The 15757-nt window shown below is 68.8% G+C and carries 12 protein-coding genes and 1 pseudogene; 6 read left to right on the top strand and 7 right to left on the bottom strand.

Annotation, left to right across the window (positions count from 1 at the left end):
* Positions 1-477 precede the first annotated feature (477 nt).
* The 3 genes and pseudogenes from ACIBK6_RS18330 to dmpI form a co-directional block, all read right to left on the bottom strand.
* Positions 478-2019, bottom strand: a complete 1542-nt coding sequence (locus ACIBK6_RS18330) for an AMP-binding protein (RefSeq protein WP_399052291.1) — start codon at positions 2017-2019, stop codon at positions 478-480.
* 127 nt (positions 2020-2146) lie between these two features.
* Positions 2147-2441, bottom strand: a pseudogene (locus ACIBK6_RS18325) (AMP-dependent synthetase); the annotation flags it as partial.
* A gap of 196 nt (positions 2442-2637) precedes the next feature.
* The gene (gene dmpI / locus ACIBK6_RS18320; RefSeq protein ID WP_399052290.1) at positions 2638-2820 is read right to left on the bottom strand and encodes a 4-oxalocrotonate tautomerase DmpI; all 183 of its coding nucleotides are present in this window, start codon (positions 2818-2820) and stop codon (positions 2638-2640) included.
* Between the two features lie 68 nt (positions 2821-2888).
* Here dmpI and ACIBK6_RS18315 point away from each other — a divergent pair, with 68 nt between their 5' ends.
* Entirely contained in the window at positions 2889-3548 is a 660-nt protein-coding gene (locus tag ACIBK6_RS18315) for a LysE family translocator (protein WP_399052289.1), read from the top strand.
* A gap of 253 nt (positions 3549-3801) precedes the next feature.
* Complete coding sequence (locus ACIBK6_RS18310; protein WP_399052288.1) at positions 3802-4152, top strand: SAV_915 family protein; 351 nt, start codon at positions 3802-3804, stop codon at positions 4150-4152.
* Positions 4153-4191: 39 nt separating this feature from the next.
* On the opposite strand, the gene ACIBK6_RS18305 is transcribed toward ACIBK6_RS18310, so the two are convergent.
* Positions 4192-5340, bottom strand: a complete 1149-nt coding sequence (locus ACIBK6_RS18305) for a winged helix DNA-binding domain-containing protein (RefSeq protein WP_399052287.1) — start codon at positions 5338-5340, stop codon at positions 4192-4194.
* 236 nt (positions 5341-5576) lie between these two features.
* Between ACIBK6_RS18305 and ACIBK6_RS18300 the strand changes: the two genes are divergently transcribed.
* Both ACIBK6_RS18300 and ACIBK6_RS18295 read left to right on the top strand, forming a co-directional pair.
* Positions 5577-6749, top strand: coding sequence for a magnesium and cobalt transport protein CorA (locus ACIBK6_RS18300; protein WP_399052286.1), 1173 nt, complete (start codon positions 5577-5579; stop codon positions 6747-6749).
* Positions 6750-7128: 379 nt separating this feature from the next.
* A complete protein-coding gene (locus ACIBK6_RS18295; RefSeq protein WP_399052285.1) occupies positions 7129-10200 on the top strand; it encodes an AfsR/SARP family transcriptional regulator in 3072 nt (1023 codons plus the stop codon).
* On the opposite strand, the gene ACIBK6_RS18290 is transcribed toward ACIBK6_RS18295, so the two are convergent.
* The 3 genes from ACIBK6_RS18290 to ACIBK6_RS18280 are packed head-to-tail and all read right to left on the bottom strand — an operon-like array spanning position 10152 to position 12974.
* Positions 10152-11162, bottom strand: coding sequence for a hypothetical protein (locus tag ACIBK6_RS18290; RefSeq protein WP_399052284.1), 1011 nt, complete (start codon positions 11160-11162; stop codon positions 10152-10154). The two genes, ACIBK6_RS18295 and ACIBK6_RS18290, sit on opposite strands and share 49 nt — an antisense overlap.
* Before the next feature lie 5 nt (positions 11163-11167).
* On the bottom strand, positions 11168-11935 hold the full coding sequence (locus tag ACIBK6_RS18285; protein WP_399052283.1) for a TSUP family transporter: 768 nt from the start codon (positions 11933-11935) through the stop codon (positions 11168-11170).
* 49 nt (positions 11936-11984) lie between these two features.
* Positions 11985-12974, bottom strand: coding sequence for a TauD/TfdA family dioxygenase (locus ACIBK6_RS18280; protein WP_399052282.1), 990 nt, complete (start codon positions 12972-12974; stop codon positions 11985-11987).
* A 279-nt stretch (positions 12975-13253) separates the two neighbouring features.
* On the opposite strand from ACIBK6_RS18280, the gene ACIBK6_RS18275 reads away from it, so the two are divergent.
* Together ACIBK6_RS18275 and ACIBK6_RS18270 are read left to right on the top strand one after the other, a co-directional pair.
* A complete protein-coding gene (locus ACIBK6_RS18275; RefSeq protein WP_399052281.1) occupies positions 13254-14300 on the top strand; it encodes a LuxR C-terminal-related transcriptional regulator in 1047 nt (348 codons plus the stop codon).
* 98 nt (positions 14301-14398) lie between these two features.
* Positions 14399-15673 carry an aminotransferase class I/II-fold pyridoxal phosphate-dependent enzyme gene (locus tag ACIBK6_RS18270; RefSeq protein WP_399052280.1) on the top strand — a complete coding sequence of 425 codons (1275 nt, stop codon included), beginning with the start codon at positions 14399-14401 and terminating at the stop codon, positions 15671-15673.
* Positions 15674-15757: the final 84 nt, after the last annotated feature.

The following is a 15757-nucleotide window of genomic DNA, read 5'->3' as shown; positions in this document are numbered from 1 at the left end:
AGCCGTCAGGCTACGCCCGTCGCCCCCTCGCCCAGCGGGGCTTTCGGGACCTGCCCGAGTCAGCGGCGCCCACGCCGGTGCCGCAATGGATCGATCATGCCCTGCCCCCGCCATGGCGGGGGCGTCGACGGCGAAGCATGTGGCAGGCCGCCTGGTCCCCCGGCGCTGTCACGGCGGGGGCCGACAAGCATTCCACATCGGTGCCGATGCCGACCTGAACCTTCGCCGAAAAGCGGTAGTTGCGGCTCGCGACACCGACTGTCCGGTCACGGACCGAGCCTCTGGACCACCCGGCAGACAACGGCCGGGAGACGCCGAACAGCGGCGCAGACCGTCGCACCGTCAATCTCGTGCGGTAGCGGCACGTCTACCCGCAACACCCGTTCGGCCAGCGGGAGCCTTCGTCCGGACCAGGCGGACGGGGCCGGAGCGCCTTCGCCTTCCCGGAACCCACTTGGTGCGGGTCCAGCGGCGCTGTCAGTTGACCTCGCGGTCCAGTCCCGCCCAGTACGGCTCACGCAGCTTGAACTTCTGGATCTTGCCGGTGGCGGTGCGCGGGATGGCGTCGCGGAATTCGACACTGGTCGGCGCCTTGTAGCCGGCCATCCGCTCCTTGCAGTACGCGATGATGTCCGCCTCCTCGGCCGTCGCCCCCTCGGCCAGGACCACCAGCGCTTTGATCGTCTCGCCCCACTTCTCGTCGGGCACGCCGATCACGGCGACCTCGGCGACCGCCGGGTGGCTGAAGATCGTGTCCTCCACCTCGATCGACGACACGTTCTCCCCACCGGTGATGATCACGTCCTTCTTCCGGTCGGAGATCGTCAGATACCCGTCCGCCGCGTCGATGGTGCCGCCGTCACCGGTGTGGAACCAGCCGTCCTCCAACGCCGCCGCCGTCTCCTCCGGCTTGTCCCAATACCCCTCCAGCACGACGTTCGAGCGGGCGAGAACCTCACCGGAGGCGGCCACCTCCAACTTGACGCCGAGCGCCGGGAGTCCCGCCCGCGACAGCCTGCGAGCCCGCTCCTCGGCCGGCAGGCCCGCATCCGCGGGCCGGGTCCGGTTGAAGGTGAGCAGCGGGGAGGTCTCGGTCAGGCCGTAGATCTGGGTGAACTCCCAGCCCAGCTCCTCCCCCATCCGCTGGATCGTCTTCGTCGGCGGCGGCGCCCCCGCGCAGACGACCCGGACGCGGTCGCGGCCCGGGATCTCACCCTGCCAACCCGCCGCCGCATCAAGGACCGCGTTCCACACCGCGGGCGCCCCGCACATCAGCGTCACCCCGTGCGCCTCCACCCGGCGAAGGATCTCCGCGCCGTCGACCTTGCGCAGCACCACCTGCTTGACCCCGAGCCCGGCCATCACGTACGGCATGCCCCAGCCGTTGCAGTGGAACATCGGCAGCGTGTGCATGTACACATCGCGCTCCCACACCCGGGTGTGCAGCCCGAAGGTCAAGCCGTTGACCCAGATATTGCGGTGCGTCAGCTGGACGCCCTTGGGGCGGGCGGTGGTCCCCGAGGTGTAGTTGATCGTCGCGGTGGCATCCTCGTCCGGCCTGGACCACGGACGCGGCTCGACCCCGAACCGCATCAGCTCCGTCTCGGTCTGCTCACCCAGCACGAACCGGTGGCGCACCTTCACACCCGACAGCGCCTCGTCCAGCTCCGGGTCCACGAGCAGCACCGATGCCCCGCTCTGCCGCACCAGGTACGCGATCTCCTCCGGCTTGAGGCGGAAGTTGACCGGCACACAGATCCGGCCGCTCATCGGCACCGCGAACAACAGCTCCAGCATCCGCGTCGAGTTGTGGCTCACCACCGCCACCCGCTCGCCCTCGCCCACCCCCAGCGCGTCAAACCCCGCCTGCCACGCCCGGACCCGCTCACCCAGTCGCCCGTACGTCAACTCAGGCACCGGCGCACCGGGTTGGTCCGGCTCGTCGACCACCCCCGGACTGGAGGAAAACCCCAGCTCCGCCCGGTCAAGGAAGTCCGCGATGGTCATCGGAATCCGCATGCACTCACTCCCGCATCCACAACAAAGACCTGACATCCCGAGCACTACCCGGTAACGGCCCACAGTCGTGCGTCAACGATCAACTGTCCAGCCGCAATCGAAAACGAATGGCAGTTGATTTTGGTGTCTTCAAGACGTCGTCGGCGCGCCCGATGTACGTGATGTAGCCCTCGGCGTCGCGCGAGCCGATGTCGCCCGTGCGGTAGTAGCCGCCGACCATCAACTCGGCGGTGCGCTCGGGGGCGCCGTGGTAGCCGGTCATCAGGCCCACCGGGTCGGTGGACAGGTCGAGCGCGATCGCCCTCGGTGCCGCCGGGCTTGCCGGTCAGCGGGTCGAGCAGTACCACGCGGAAGCCGGGGCAGGGCCGCCCCATCGAGCCCTCCTTGAGCAACTGCCCCGGGGGCCGTGCTCTCCGTACCGCTGACGGCACTTGCGGCCTGCGGTCGCGGCCGATACCGGGTCCGCCGTCTGCCGGGAGCGCTCCCGGCGGACGGCGGACCCTCGCCCGTCCGACCCTCGCCCGTCCGACCCCCGTACGGACGGAGCCCCGCGGCAGGGGTGAGTCGGCGGGCATCCAGGGTTTCGTGCCACCGGCGCCAACTCACCTGCGCCCAGGGTTACTTGTCGGCGGTCAGCACACCCGCCGCGCCCCAGCTGTCCTTGGGGACCTCGTGGATCCACACCTGGACGCTCTCGGCCGGAACCTTGTACGCGTCGACGAACGCGTCCGTCACCCGCTTGACCGGTTCGCGCTTGACCTCGACATCACGGGGACCCCGCTGCATGGTGACGATGGGCATGACCGGCTCCGCTGCGGCGCGGCCGTGGCCCTGGGCGCACGGCGCACGGGTGGGGTTGAATGTCGGCCATGGTGTCGACCGACCGCTTCCTCGCCTTCGCGGCGATGTCCCTGCTGGTGATCGTGATCCCCGGGCCGAGCGTGCTGTTCGTGATCGGCCGGGCCCTCGCGCACGGGCGCAGAACCGCCCTCGCGACGGTCCTCGGCAACGTCGTGGGCTCGTACGGGCTGGTGTGCGCGGTGGCGCTGGGCATCGGTGCGCTGGTGGAGCGTTCGGCGACCGTGTTCATGGCGGTGAAACTGGCGGGCGCCGCGTATCTCGTCCTGCTCGGGGTGCAGGCGTACCGGCACCGCAAGGACATGCTGCTGGGGGCGGCCGCCCTCGGCGAGGCCGCGGCTGCGGTCCGCCCGGCCCACGGCGATCTGCGGACCGTCGCGGACGGCATCCTGGTGGGCGTCACCAACCCCAAGGGCATCGTCTTCTTCGCGGCGGTACTGCCGCAGTTCGTGGACCACTCGGCCGGGCACCTGCCCGCCCAGATGCTGCTGCTCGGCCTGGTTCCCATCGCCATCGGCCTGGTCACGGACACCCTGTGGGGCCTGGGCGCGTCGGCGGCCCGCGGCTGGTTCGCGCGCTCCGAGCGGCGCCTCTCGCTGATCGGCGGCGCGGGCGGCTTCGCGATGATCGGGCTCGGCGTGACGGTGGCGGCGACGGGGCGGGCGGACTAAACGGTGTCCGGTGGGTCGGGGGTCGCCCGGCCCCGGGGCGGGCCACCCGGTGGGGTGAACGCGGCGCACCGGCCCGGGCCACCCGGCCGGCCGACCCGCCCGTGCCCACCTGCGCCAAGCGCACGTCAAAATCGGGCGCGCCGGGGTCAACGCCGCGTCATGGCGTGACACCACGCCCCCGGTGCGGGCATAGCTTCAGGACGTACGGGCGCATGACGCGTACGGCATCCGAACTCCCGCACCGGAGGACACCATGCTCAGCCTCACCATCGAGGACGCCGACCCCGAAGAACGCCGCCCGGCAGGGCCGCTGTACGTGCCGGTTCGGCTCGGCTCTGCCGGAGGACACCAACTGCGCTTCCTGCGCGACGAGTTCGGCGTGCGCACCGCCGTCGGATTCACCAGCCCGGACCGGCTGAACGCCGTCCTGGGCGGCGACCAAGCCTGGATCCGGCTCGCCGAACCCGCCCTTCGAGCGCTCTCGGCCCCGCTCGGGGTGACCCGCGTGACGGTCGATCCCCTGCTCTCCCCACCGCCCCCGCCCCGGCGGCACGCCCATGCCGCATCCGCATGCGCCCGCCGGGACCACGCCCTGAGCTACTAGCCGCCCCCGGGGTGTCCGGCGCTCAGGCCCCGGCACCCCCTAGCCCGCGAACTCCCCGAACCGCACGTCGTACGAGGTGGCCGACGTCATGTCGGCGAGCAGTCGCGCGCCCTCCTCGGCCACCTCGGCGCGCCGCGCCCTGCCGAGCTCGCCGAACGGCTGGACGGTGAGCACGGCGGCCCCGCCCTTCGGCTCTTCGATGCGCCAGATCCCGGCGAGGAAGCCGTCGAGGAGCAGCGTGCGGTGCGCCTGGTTGCCGTCCGAGTTGCGGCCGCGGTACTCGGCCGGGATCACTCGGGTGCGGTCGGCGTGCGACAGCAGCAGGTTGTCGAACTCGGGGAGGAAGCGCGGCGGCGCCGGGACGTTCTCGTCCGGCCGGGCCGCGTCGGGCAGGTCGAAAAGCTCCACACCGTTCTCGTCCTGGAAGACGGCGAGCTCGGGCCGCAGGCGTTCGAAGGCCGCGCCGAGCCGGGTGAGCCCCGACCAGGTCTGCATGTCCTTGACAGAGGCCGGCCCGAAGGCACCCAGGTAGCGCAGTACGGTCTCGTCGGGCGCTGGAGCGGGCCCGGGCGAGCGGCCGAGCCAGTGCTCGACGGTGGTGAGCGCCACCTGCCCGCTGCGGCCCCACAGCCCGCGCGGGGTGACCTGCACCAGCGGGAGCACACAGCGGGCGGCCACGGACAGCGCGAACGGATCGGCGTCCGGCCACTCGGCCAGGAGCACCTCGCGCAGTTCCTTCATGGTGTACGGCCGCTCTTCGACCAGGGTGCGCGCGATGGCGGCAAGGCGGTCCCGGTCGACACCGGCCAGCCCCGCACGGAAGTTGTTCAGCTCCCGGTCGCGTGCGGACTGCACCAGCGGGCGCAGGGTGAGGGCGTCGTCCGCCGTGTGCGTGTGGATGGTGGACCGCATGGTGACGATCCGCACCACTTCACGCGTCTCCATCAGCTCCGAGAGCGCTTGTGGCCGGAACCCGGCGAGGCGCGACCAGAGTGCGAAGTACGGCGGCTTCACGTTCTGCGCCTGGAGGCCGAGGAGGTGCGCGACGGCTTCCTTGGGCGAGAGCGCGGCGCTGCGCCGCAGCAGAAGCTGACGGTCGAGCGTGGCGCGGTTCAGAGCGCGGGTCGAGAGCACGGGGTGTGCGTGTCTGGTGCGCCGCGGGCTGGTGGTACCGGTGTTCGAGGCCATGGCCGCACGGTACCGACCCTTGCGGACAGGTACTGGCCGGTTGGGAAGCGGGGGTGCGCTGCGGGGTGCGGTACGGGGATACCGCCGCCCCCTCCCCCGGCCGGGCCCACATGGTGATCACCGAGCCCATGCCATTTGAGGCGTATATCCTGCTCCGAAGGCATACACGGCATACACGGCATACGAGCGCGGGTTCGGCCGCCCGGCGGGCCGGTTGCAGAGCGGGAGGTGAGGCCGTGTCCGAGCGACGGGCCCGCCCCGCGCGGTCGCCGAAGAAGCACTCCTGGCGCAGACAGCCCACCGCCGACGCCCCCGCTCCGCCCGCGCCCCCGGCCACCGACCGGATGCCGGACGCCCCCGACGACGTACCGGCGAGGATCGGACCGACTGGCAGCGTCGTGCACGCCGCGCTGTACCGGGACGGCCGGCGGCTCGCCTCGCCCGGCTCCCTCGCCGAGACGTTCCGGCAGCTGCGCGACACCCCCGACGGCATGGCCTGGATCGGCCTGCAACGCCCGACTGGGGCCGAACTCCTCTCCCTGGCCGACGAGTTCGACCTCCACGAACTGGCCGTGGAGGACGCGCTCGAAGCGCATCAGCGCCCGAAGCTGGAGCGCTACGGCGACACCCTGTTCGTCGTGCTGCGCGCGGCCCGCTACCTCGACGCCCTCGAGGAGGTCGACTTCGGCGAACTCCACGTCTTCGTCGGCCCGGACTTCCTCATCACGGTCCGCCACGGCGCCGCCCCCGACCTCTCCGCGGTCCGCCGCCGCATGGAACAGGACCCCGAACTGCTCGCCCTGGGCCCGGAGGCGGTGCTGTACGCCATTCTCGACGCGGTGGTGGACGGGTACGCCCCCGTCGTGGCCGGCGTCCAGAACGACATCGACGAAATCGAGACGGAGGTCTTCCGCGGCGACCCCGAGGTCTCCCGCCGCATCTACGAACTCGCCCGCGAAATGGTCGAGTTCCAACGCGCCACCCGCCCACTGGTCGGCATGCTGCACGGCCTGATGGCGGGTTTCGCGAAGTACGGCACCGACGAGGAACTCCAGCGCTATCTGCGCGACGTAGCCGACCACGTCACACACACCAGCGAACGCGTGGACGGCTTCCGCCAGGCCCTCACCGACATCCTCACGGTCAACGCGACCCTGGTGACGCAACAACAGAACGCGGAGATGCGGGCGTTGGCGGAGGCGGGGTTCGAACAGAACGAGGAGATCAAGAAGATCTCGTCGTGGGCGGCCATCCTCTTCGCCCCGACCCTGGTCGGCACGATCTACGGCATGAACTTCGACCGCATGCCGGAGCTGGGCTGGACCTTCGGGTACCCGTTCGCGATCGGGCTGATGGCGGTGGTGTGCGTGAGTCTGTACTTCGTGTTCAAGCGGCGGGACTGGCTGTAGGGGCGAGCACGGAAGCCTTGGCCGCCCGCCAGACCGGATGCCCCCTCCGGGCCACCCCCCGCCGGATTCACCGACGCCACTGCACCGCCGGGCACGGCCCTGCTGATTTGCCGGCGCACACGGAGCCGAGAGGTGGCAGAGCCTGCCAATCCGGTAGTGATGTGTCTTTTCCGCGAAAGACTCGCATATCGGATTTAATAAACGGATTCGCACGCGTCAAATTTTGCATTAAATAAAGTTCCATTAAATTCCATTGACCCCGAACCACATCATGGACATGCCATGTGAGGATGATCACGATCAAGTGGACTCCCGCAGGTGGCCTGATATACATGTATGGGTCAGGTGTAGTATTTGGCGCAACGGGGGAGAGCGGCCGATGGTGGCCACAGAAAAACAAGTTGACAAGCTGGAAATTCGCATTCTCGGGCCATTGGAAATTTCCCGGGAAGGGCGCCTTCTGCCTATCAGGGCTCCGCGCCTGCAGGCGGCTTTGGGAGCTCTCCTGCTGAGGGTCGGCGAAGTCGTGACACTGGATCACCTGGTGGCGAGCATCTGGGGTGAGGACACTCCTTCAGATCCTGCGAACCAGGTCGCGACCTGCATATCAATGATCCGCCGGAGGCTGCGGGATTTCGGCGTGCAGCACAACGCACTCGTCACACAACCTCCTGGATACCGCTTCGTGGCGGACGGGGTAAAAGTTGACACCATCACAGCACTGCAGCTGCGCTCGGCGGCGCAGGAGCGGATTTCCGAGGGGGACCTGGAGGGCGCACTCCCGATCCTCAAAGAGGCCCTGTCGCTGTGGCGGGGGCCCGTGCTTTCCGGCATCAGTCGACCGGAATGGGCCGCGGAGGTGCATCGCTGGGAGGAGGAGTACGTATCGCTCCGGAGTGTTTGTTCCGACGTTCAACTCCAATTGGGGCGTTACGAGGAGCTGACCTCTGAACTTTCTGCGTTTACCCAGAAGTTTCCGCTGCTTGAACAGCCTCGTGGTGTGCTCATGACGGCACTGGCCCGGTCGGGCCGACAGGCAGACGCATTGCAGCTCTATCGGAATACTTCCGCCTATTTGCGGGACGAACTCGGGGTAACGCCGGGGAAGCAGCTGCGGCAGCTGCATGAACAGATACTGAAGGGAACCCTTCCGTCTTCCGCCACGGACTCGCCACCTGAGCCTCCCGTCGCGCGGGCGCCTCAGGAACTGCCTGCCGCAGTGCCTGGCCAAGGGACGGCGGGCACATCGCCCACCATCACGGCAGGCCCCTGCCTGCTTCCCGGAGATCTGGCAGAGTTCACGGGCCGTCAGGAGGAAGTCCAACGGCTCCAGGCGGCCCTTGCGCCTACCGAGGGTTCGGTCCCTCTGGTACTGCTGGTGGGCCCCGGCGGGACCGGCAAGACCGCCCTCGCGGTCCATACCGCGCATCGGCTGCGCCCGGCCTTCAGCGACGGGCAGCTGTACATGAACCTGCGGGGGATGAGCGGCCAACCCGTAGCGCCCGAGGAAGCGCTCGCCCGCTTTCTTCGCGAACTGGGTCTGCCGGGCCCGCTCCCCGAGACACTCGACGAGCGGGCCGAGTCCTACCGCCGCCTCCTCGCCGACCGGCGCATGCTCATCGTGCTGGACGACGCCGCGGACGCCCGGCAGGTCCTCCCGCTCCTGCCCGGTACGGCAAGCTGCGCCGTGCTCGTCACCAGCCGGACGCGGCTGACGACCATCCCCACGACACGTGTCCTCGAACTCGAGGTGTTCGAACGACAGCAGGCCCTCACCCTGCTCGCCCTGCTCGTGGGGCGTGACCGGGTCAGCGCGGAACCAGAAGTCGCCGAGCAACTCGTGGCCTACTGCGGGCACTTGCCCCTTGCCGTGCGCATTCTGGGTGCCAAACTCGCCTCCAAGCCGCACTGGACGCTGCGCAAGGCAGCCGCGCGACTGGCTGATGAGCGGCGTCGGCTCGACGAACTGGCCCACGAAGACCTTGAGGTGAGAGCCAGTCTCGAACTGTCCCACCAAGGCATCAGCCCGGCGGCCCGTCAGCTGTTCCGGCGGCTGGCGCTGGTGGCGGCGTCGGACTTCGGTGACTGGGTCTGCGCCCCGCTGGCGGATCTGCCCCTCGCCGACGCGGAGGACCTGCTGGAGGAACTCCTCGACGCACGGCTGCTCGACGTGGTCAGCCCGGACGACGCCGGCGAACCCCGCTACCGGATGCACGACCTGGTCCGTCTCTACGCGCTGGAACAGGTACATGATCTGGAACCGCAGGAGCAGCGCGTCGCAGCTCTCGTCCGGCTCGGCATGACCACCCTCGCACTGGCCGACCGGGCCCATCGCACCGTATGCGGCGGGGACTTCACCGTCGTACACAATCTCGCGCAGCCGCCGTCGGTTCCCGCCGACATTCTCGACAGGGTGGGCAGGGATTCCCTTGCCTGGTACGAGGCCGATCGCCTCACCATATCCGCGCTGTGCCGGCAACTGGCCGAGCAGGACCAGGACGAACTCGCCTGGGACCTGGCGGCGACCTGCCGCTGCCAGTTCAGCCTTCGCTTCCATTTCGACGAGTGGCGGGAGACACACGAGGTCGCGCTGCGCGCCGCGCGTCTGCACGGCAATGAGCGCGGCGCGGCGGCCATGCTGCTCGGCCTCGGCGATCTCCATCTCACGAAGCGCAATTACGCGCAGGCCGTTCCCCTGCTTGAGGAGTCGCAGGAGCTGTTCCGCAAGGTGAACGACGAGTACGGATACGCGCTCGCGCTGCGCAAGGCGGCCTGCGCCGACCGTATCCAGGGCCGGTTCGAGAAGGCGCTGAGCAGGTGGCAGGAGTGCCTGCCCATCCTGCGGGCCGCAGCCGACATCGAGGCGCAGGCCCAGGTACTGCGCTGGAGCGGTCAGACGCTGTTGGAGATCGGGCGGCGGCAAGCGGCCGCGGATCTGCTGCACGAGGCCAGACGGATCGTGGACGGATTCCAGGGGCGCAGTGCGGCACAGGTGCGGCTCAGCCTGGGTGAGCACCAACTGGCCCTCGGCGAGCCGGATCTGGCTGAACAGGAATTCGCGTGGGGTCTTGAGGCAGCGGCGCACAACGGCGACCTGAGTGGACACTGCTACGCACTGTGGGGCCTGGGGTGGTGCGACATGCTCCGGGGGCGGCACGCCGAGGGCGAGGAGCGCTTTCAACAGGCGTTAGAACTGGCACGGGGGATTCACGACCCCTTGCTGGAGTCGGACGTGCTCATCGGCTTGGCGGCCGCACGCCAGGGCATGGGAAATCCGGGCGACGCCGTCGCCCTGCTGGAAGAAGGAGCCGGTCTGTGCCGCCAGATGAACGCACCGGCTCGCCTGGACCGGTTCCGCAACGCCCTGGCAAGCGTCTCCCGCGGTGTTCCCTGGTATCAGTCCTACTTCGCCGACCCGGATGACGCCGCGTCCGCGGGAAGTTCGATCTGATACGTCATGCCGCCGTCGTTGAGTGTCAGGAGGACGGGGATGTCCGGCCGCCGGGAGACGCGGAGTGTCCTCTCGTCACTCCAGCCCCTGAGCCGGAATTCCCCGTCGCCCAGGTGCTCCAGGGCACAGTAGGGACGGCCTGCCAGCGAGAGAACGGGCGTCCCTTCCCGGAGCCATATCTCGGCGGGGACGAGCATCGGATGTCTGCCGGGCCTTGTCCGTGTCCGGTGTGAATCGGCGTGCAGGAGGTGCCCGGGTCGCTCCCAGTTGGCGAACGACTCGGGCACCTGGAATGTTCGGCAGCGGCTCTCGGGGTCCGGCAGCGGAGCAGCGGGGCGCAGGCGCAGGGTCCCCGGGCCCGCCAGGATCTCCTGCAGCGGGTCGGGGAAGAGCGCACCGAACTCGGCGGTGTGCGCGAGGTCGACGATCAGGTGCACCAGCTCGGAGGTGTCCTGGTTGACCACGGCGTACTCACGCCAGGCCGCGGCGAACCACAGCGTGCCGGGGGGGTAGTGATGCAGCTCGTCGAAGAAGATGACTCGTGCCCGCGGGCCTCCCGCGACGGCTATGTGTACTCGGCACAGCCCCCACGGCGGCCCCATCTTGGCCGCCCGCAGAGTCACGTCCTTGCCACCGGGTCCCGCCGCCCACAGCCGCGCCGCACGGACCGGGGCGGGGAGGCCGTCAAGTATCTCGCGGAAATAGGGCAGTTGCCGAAGCCACCGGGTGTCCTGGAACCCCACCAGGCTGGGACCGCCGCAGTCGGTCCGGTACGGGTCACCGGCAACGCTGCGCAGTGGCAGCACCCGGCGGCCGCTCGCCGCTGAGAAGGCGTTTCCCGGGCGGGCGCAGAAGAGTGCCAGTTCCGCCCGCATGCGCTCGGCGTCGTAGGTGTCACTCAGTTCGACGGTGTTGGGCAGCGTCGTTCGATGAGTTCCCCTGGTGGGGGCTTCAGGGCTCACGGCCATCACCCGAACTGGTCGATGCCGAGCTTCACGACCATTGCGGTCACGGCTATGAGCAGGACGACCCGCACGAACCCGGATCCACGTCTGAGGGCGGTACGCGCTCCCAGGGTGGCCCCCACTATGTTGCACACCGCCATGCTCGCGCCAAGCATCCACATCACCTGCCCCTGAGCGGCGAAGACACAGAGCGCGCCGAAGTTCGTGCCCACGTTCACCACCTTGGCAAGGGCTGAACTCTGCACGAATTCAAGGGAGAGCAGGCTGGTGAAGGTGAGGATCAGGAAGGTTCCGGTGCCGGGCCCGAAGACTCCGTCGTAGAAGCCGATGCCGCAGCCCGCCACCGCGATGACGAGCAGGCGGCGACGCCGGGTGACGCTGTCCGCCCCCGCCGTCGCGCCGAACCCCGGACGCAGAGTGACGAATGCCGCAACGGCGATGAGGAGCGCCATGACGATGGGCCTGAACCAGGTCGTGGGCAGTTGCGAGGCGGACAGCGCCCCGAACCCGGCGGCCGGCACCGCCAGGAGCGCCGCCGGCACCGCCACCGACCGGTCGAGTTTTGTGCGCCGCGCATACGTGACCGCCGCCACCGTCGTTCCGGTGATGGCAGTCAACTTGTTCGTCCCCAGCGCCACCGCCGGGGACAGGTTGGGGAAGGACAGCAGCAGAGTGGGGATCAGCAGCAGACCGCCGCCCCCCACCACCGCGTCGACCCACCCAGCAGCGCCGGCGACGGCCATGAGCCCCGCCACATCGATGACGTCCAAAGGTTCTTCCTCATGCTGTAGCGGTTGGTTGTGCCGGGGCTCCGGGTGGTCAGAAGATCCCGTTGATGTCCGCGAGCCGGGGGATCACGCGCCCGCTCGGCATCATCAGCTCCGTCCAGCGCGGCACCGCACGCAGCGAGTAGCAACGGCGCAGCCACCGGTCCGAGCCGTCGTAGCGGGGAGTGAAGGAGGAACGCCCGTGCGCCGCAATGTGGTTGTCGATGAGGACCAGGTCTCCCGGAGCGAGCACGACGTCACGGCAGACCGACTCCAGAGCTTCCGACAGCGCCCGCAACGCCTCGGTCCCCTCCGCGTCCGGCGCTGTGGTGTTGTGCGAGTTGAACCGCATGAAGAGATCCGGGCTCTGTCCGAACAGCACCGGATGCGGCCCGGCCGTGGGCCGGGGCCCCGCGATGTTGCGGGCGAAGGAGGTCGGATAGGCGCTGCTGAACCGTGCGGACCGCAGCACCTCCTGCTGGCCTGCCGTCAGGAGAGCTGCTGCCTCCCGCACGGAAGCCACGCGCGTGGCGCCCACCCCTTCGTGGTCCTGGCGCAGGCAGAGCAGCCCCAGGAAGTCCGGCCGCAGGGGATGGTGCACGTTCTCGGTGTGGAAGTCGAACGCGACGGACCCGCTGTTCTCAATGCGCTTCTCCTCTCCCGCGACCGGGTGCACGTCGTGCAGCAGCGCGCCGTTCTTCTCGTCCGCGTACCCGATGAGGGAGCCCACGAGGTCTGCCACCAGTCGCAGCGTGCCCGAGGTGGGGTGCTGGTCGAGTGCCCGGGAGCCGTGCTCGGTGGGAGTGGGCGGCAGCTCGCCGAGCGTCAGGCCGCGCAGCCGGACGAAGCCCGAGCGGGAGGTGCCATCGGCAAAGGAGAGAAGCCCGTCGCGCACCGCCGCCGGCATGTCCAGGAGCAGTTCCGCCAGTTCGGGCGTGCCGGTGCCCGGCTGAGCGGCAGCCCGCGCGGAGAGCTCCCATATCTTCTCAGCGTCGCCTGACGAAACGTGAATTTCGGTCTGCGACAGCGTTGCCGTACCCATTTATTGTGCTCCCCCAAAACGTATAGAGACGATTCTCCGCCTAGCCATGAGGAAGCTACCGGGCGGCGGTGTCACATCGATGTCAGCCCGCCCTCAACACCCTGTCAAACCAAACAAGTTGACACTCGGGCGGTCTCGTTCCTAGATTTGGAGATCCCTTTCCCAGCCGGAATCGCCACCGCGTAGCCTTGCCGAGGACTGGGGGCCGTGATGAGCTCATTCGCTTGTCCGTGCTCGATCTTCTCGTTTTGGACGACGTGAGATCAGGAAGGAGACGACGTGGAAACGGCCGCGCGGGACATGGACCAAGAACTCGACCGATTCGACAACGATCACGAGGCGACAGGCCAGTTGATGGCCGAATTGTTCGCGCATGCGACGGCGCGCGAGAGTATCTCCCGAGACGAACTCGCCCAGCTCTCCGATGATCGGCCCGAGGAAGTGGACCGGGCCATCGAACGCCTGCTGCGGCTCGGAGTGCTGCGCACCAAGACCGGACAACCGGGCCGGCTCGTCCCCGTCGCACCGGCCACCGCCCACGCCCAGCTGCTGATGCCGGCCATCAGGGAACTGCGCGACCGGCAGGCGATGATCAACGACGCGAGCGCACAGCTCGCGCATCTGCTCCCTGTCTACGAGTCCAGCGTCATGCGCCGTACGGGGCAGCAACTGGTGCATCACCTCGAAGACGTGGACGCCGTCCGTTCGGCGCTGTCCGAACTCTCGGCCCGCGCCACCAGAGAAATCCTCACCTCGCAGCCCGGCGGCTCGCGCCCCGAAGCCGTCCTGAAAGAGGCGACGGACCGCACCGTGCACGTCCTGAAGCGCGGTGTACGCATGCGCACGCTCTACCAGTACGCGGCGCAGTTCCACCAGCCCACCGTCGACCACGCCACGCTGTTCGTAGCGCACGGCGCCGAAGTCCGGCTCGTCACCGACGCGTTCATGCGGCTCATCGTCTTCGACCGCGAAGTCGCCCTCATCGAACTGCTCGACAACGCCCAGGGCGCCGTGCTCGTCCGCGACCCGAACATCATCCACTTCCTGGTCCGCGCCTTCGAGCGGGCCTGGGACAGAGCCCTGGCATTCCCCCTCGCCCATGACCGGGACCAAGTACTGCGCAGCTCCGAGGAGATGAAGACGGCGATCGTGAAACTGCTCGTCGAGGGCTATGACGACAAGGTCGTCGCCAAGCGCCTCGGCATCTCGCTGCGGACCTTCCAGCGCCACCTCGCCGAGGTGCTGCGCCGTATCGGAGCCAACAACCGGATCCATGCCGGGTACTTACTGCGTGATCTCGGCATGTTTCACGAGAAGTACGCCTAGCGGCAAACCCGGTGGACCGACTGCTGCCCCATGGCTGGACCGTGGGCGGGCGCCAGGCAGAGCGCCCGCCCGCAACACTGCTCACCTCAAAGGACATCATGACGACGACCTCCCACCCCGAAGCCCTGCGCTCACGTCTTGACGAGGCCCGCCGCGACTACACGGCCCTCCAGAACCAGGGGCTCTCGCTGGACCTGACTCGGGGCAAGCCCTCACCGGCGCAGCTGGATTCCGCCGGGCTCCTCCCGCTGCGCGACGACCAGTACCGGGCTGCCGACGGAACCGACTGCCGCAACTACGGCCCTCCGAACGAAGGGCTGCGGGAGCTGCGCGACATCTTCGCCCCGGTCCTTGACGTGCCCGCCGAGCAGCTGCTCGCGGTCGGCAACTCCAGCCTGGAGCTCATGCACGACTGCCTCGTCCACGCGCTGCTCTCCAAACTGCCGGGGGCTGAACACCGGTGGGTCGATCAGCAGGTCGCATTCCTCGCCCCGGTCCCCGGCTACGACCGGCACTTCGCCGTGTGTGAGCGGTTCGGCATCGACATGATCCCCGTGCCCTTGACCGCCACCGGCCCGGACATGGACGTCGTCGAAGACCTGGTGCGTTCCGACCCGAGAATCAAGGGAATCTGGTGCGTGCCCAAGTACAGCAACCCGGACGGCGTCTGCTACGACGAGGAGACCGTGCGCCGTCTCGCCGCCATGGAGACGGCAGCCCCTGATTTCCGGATCTTCTGGGACAACGCCTACGCCGTCCACCACCTCACCGACGACGAGGTGGCGGTCGCCGACATCCTCGCCGCGTGCAGCGAGGCGGATCATCCTGACCGAGCGTTCGTGTTCGGGTCCACCTCGAAGATCACCTTGGCGGGATCGGGGGTGGCATTCTTCGGCTCTTCACCTGCGAATGTCGCCTGGTGGCGCGCCAACGCCGGCAAGCGGACGATTGGGCCCGACAAGCTCAACCAGCTCCGCCACGCCCACTTCCTGCGCGACGTCGACGGCCTGCGCGCCCACATGCGTACGCATCGCGAGATCCTGGGCCCCAAGTTCGACACCGTTCTGCGCATCTTCGCCGAGCAGTTGGAAGGAAGCGGACTCGCCACCTGGTCCAAGCCCAAGGGCGGCTACTTCATCGCCCTGAGTGTGCTGGAGGGGTGCGCCCGGGAGGTCGTGCGTCTCGCGAACGAAGCCGGCATCGCCCTCACTCCCGCAGGGGCCACGCATCCATACGGCACTGACCCGCAGGACAGTGTCATCCGGATCGGCCCCACCTACCCCGAGGTGGGAGAGCTTGAGCAAATCGCTCATGGGGTGACCGTGTGCGTCAGATTGGCGGGCTACGAGAGGCTGGCCGCCCAGCAGCACTGAGACGTCACCGATATTTGGACCTGAAATGCAACAAGGCCGGGCTATGCCCGGCCTTGTTGCATTTCGCGTTAAGGGCGGCGGTGC

The organism is Streptomyces sp. NPDC050485, from assembly GCF_044458185.1.
Taxonomy (GTDB): Bacteria; Actinomycetota; Actinomycetes; order Streptomycetales; family Streptomycetaceae; genus Streptomyces.
This window is presented reverse-complemented; position numbering and strand designations above follow the sequence as displayed.

Bases quoted from the DNA above. Each gene is read 5' to 3' on its own strand.
- ACIBK6_RS18330 (WP_399052291.1), bottom strand. From the start codon at position 2,019: ATGCGGATTCCGATGACCATCGCGGACTTCCTTGACCGGGCGGAGCTG.
- dmpI (WP_399052290.1), bottom strand. From the start codon at position 2,820: ATGCCCATCGTCACCATGCAGCGGGGTCCCCGTGATGTCGAGGTCAAG.
- ACIBK6_RS18315 (WP_399052289.1), top strand. From the start codon at position 2,889: ATGGTGTCGACCGACCGCTTCCTCGCCTTCGCGGCGATGTCCCTGCTG.
- ACIBK6_RS18310 (WP_399052288.1), top strand. From the start codon at position 3,802: ATGCTCAGCCTCACCATCGAGGACGCCGACCCCGAAGAACGCCGCCCG.
- ACIBK6_RS18305 (WP_399052287.1), bottom strand. From the start codon at position 5,340: ATGGCCTCGAACACCGGTACCACCAGCCCGCGGCGCACCAGACACGCA.
- ACIBK6_RS18295 (WP_399052285.1), top strand. From the start codon at position 7,129: ATGGTGGCCACAGAAAAACAAGTTGACAAGCTGGAAATTCGCATTCTC.
- ACIBK6_RS18280 (WP_399052282.1), bottom strand. From the start codon at position 12,974: ATGGGTACGGCAACGCTGTCGCAGACCGAAATTCACGTTTCGTCAGGC.
- ACIBK6_RS18270 (WP_399052280.1), top strand. From the start codon at position 14,399: ATGACGACGACCTCCCACCCCGAAGCCCTGCGCTCACGTCTTGACGAG.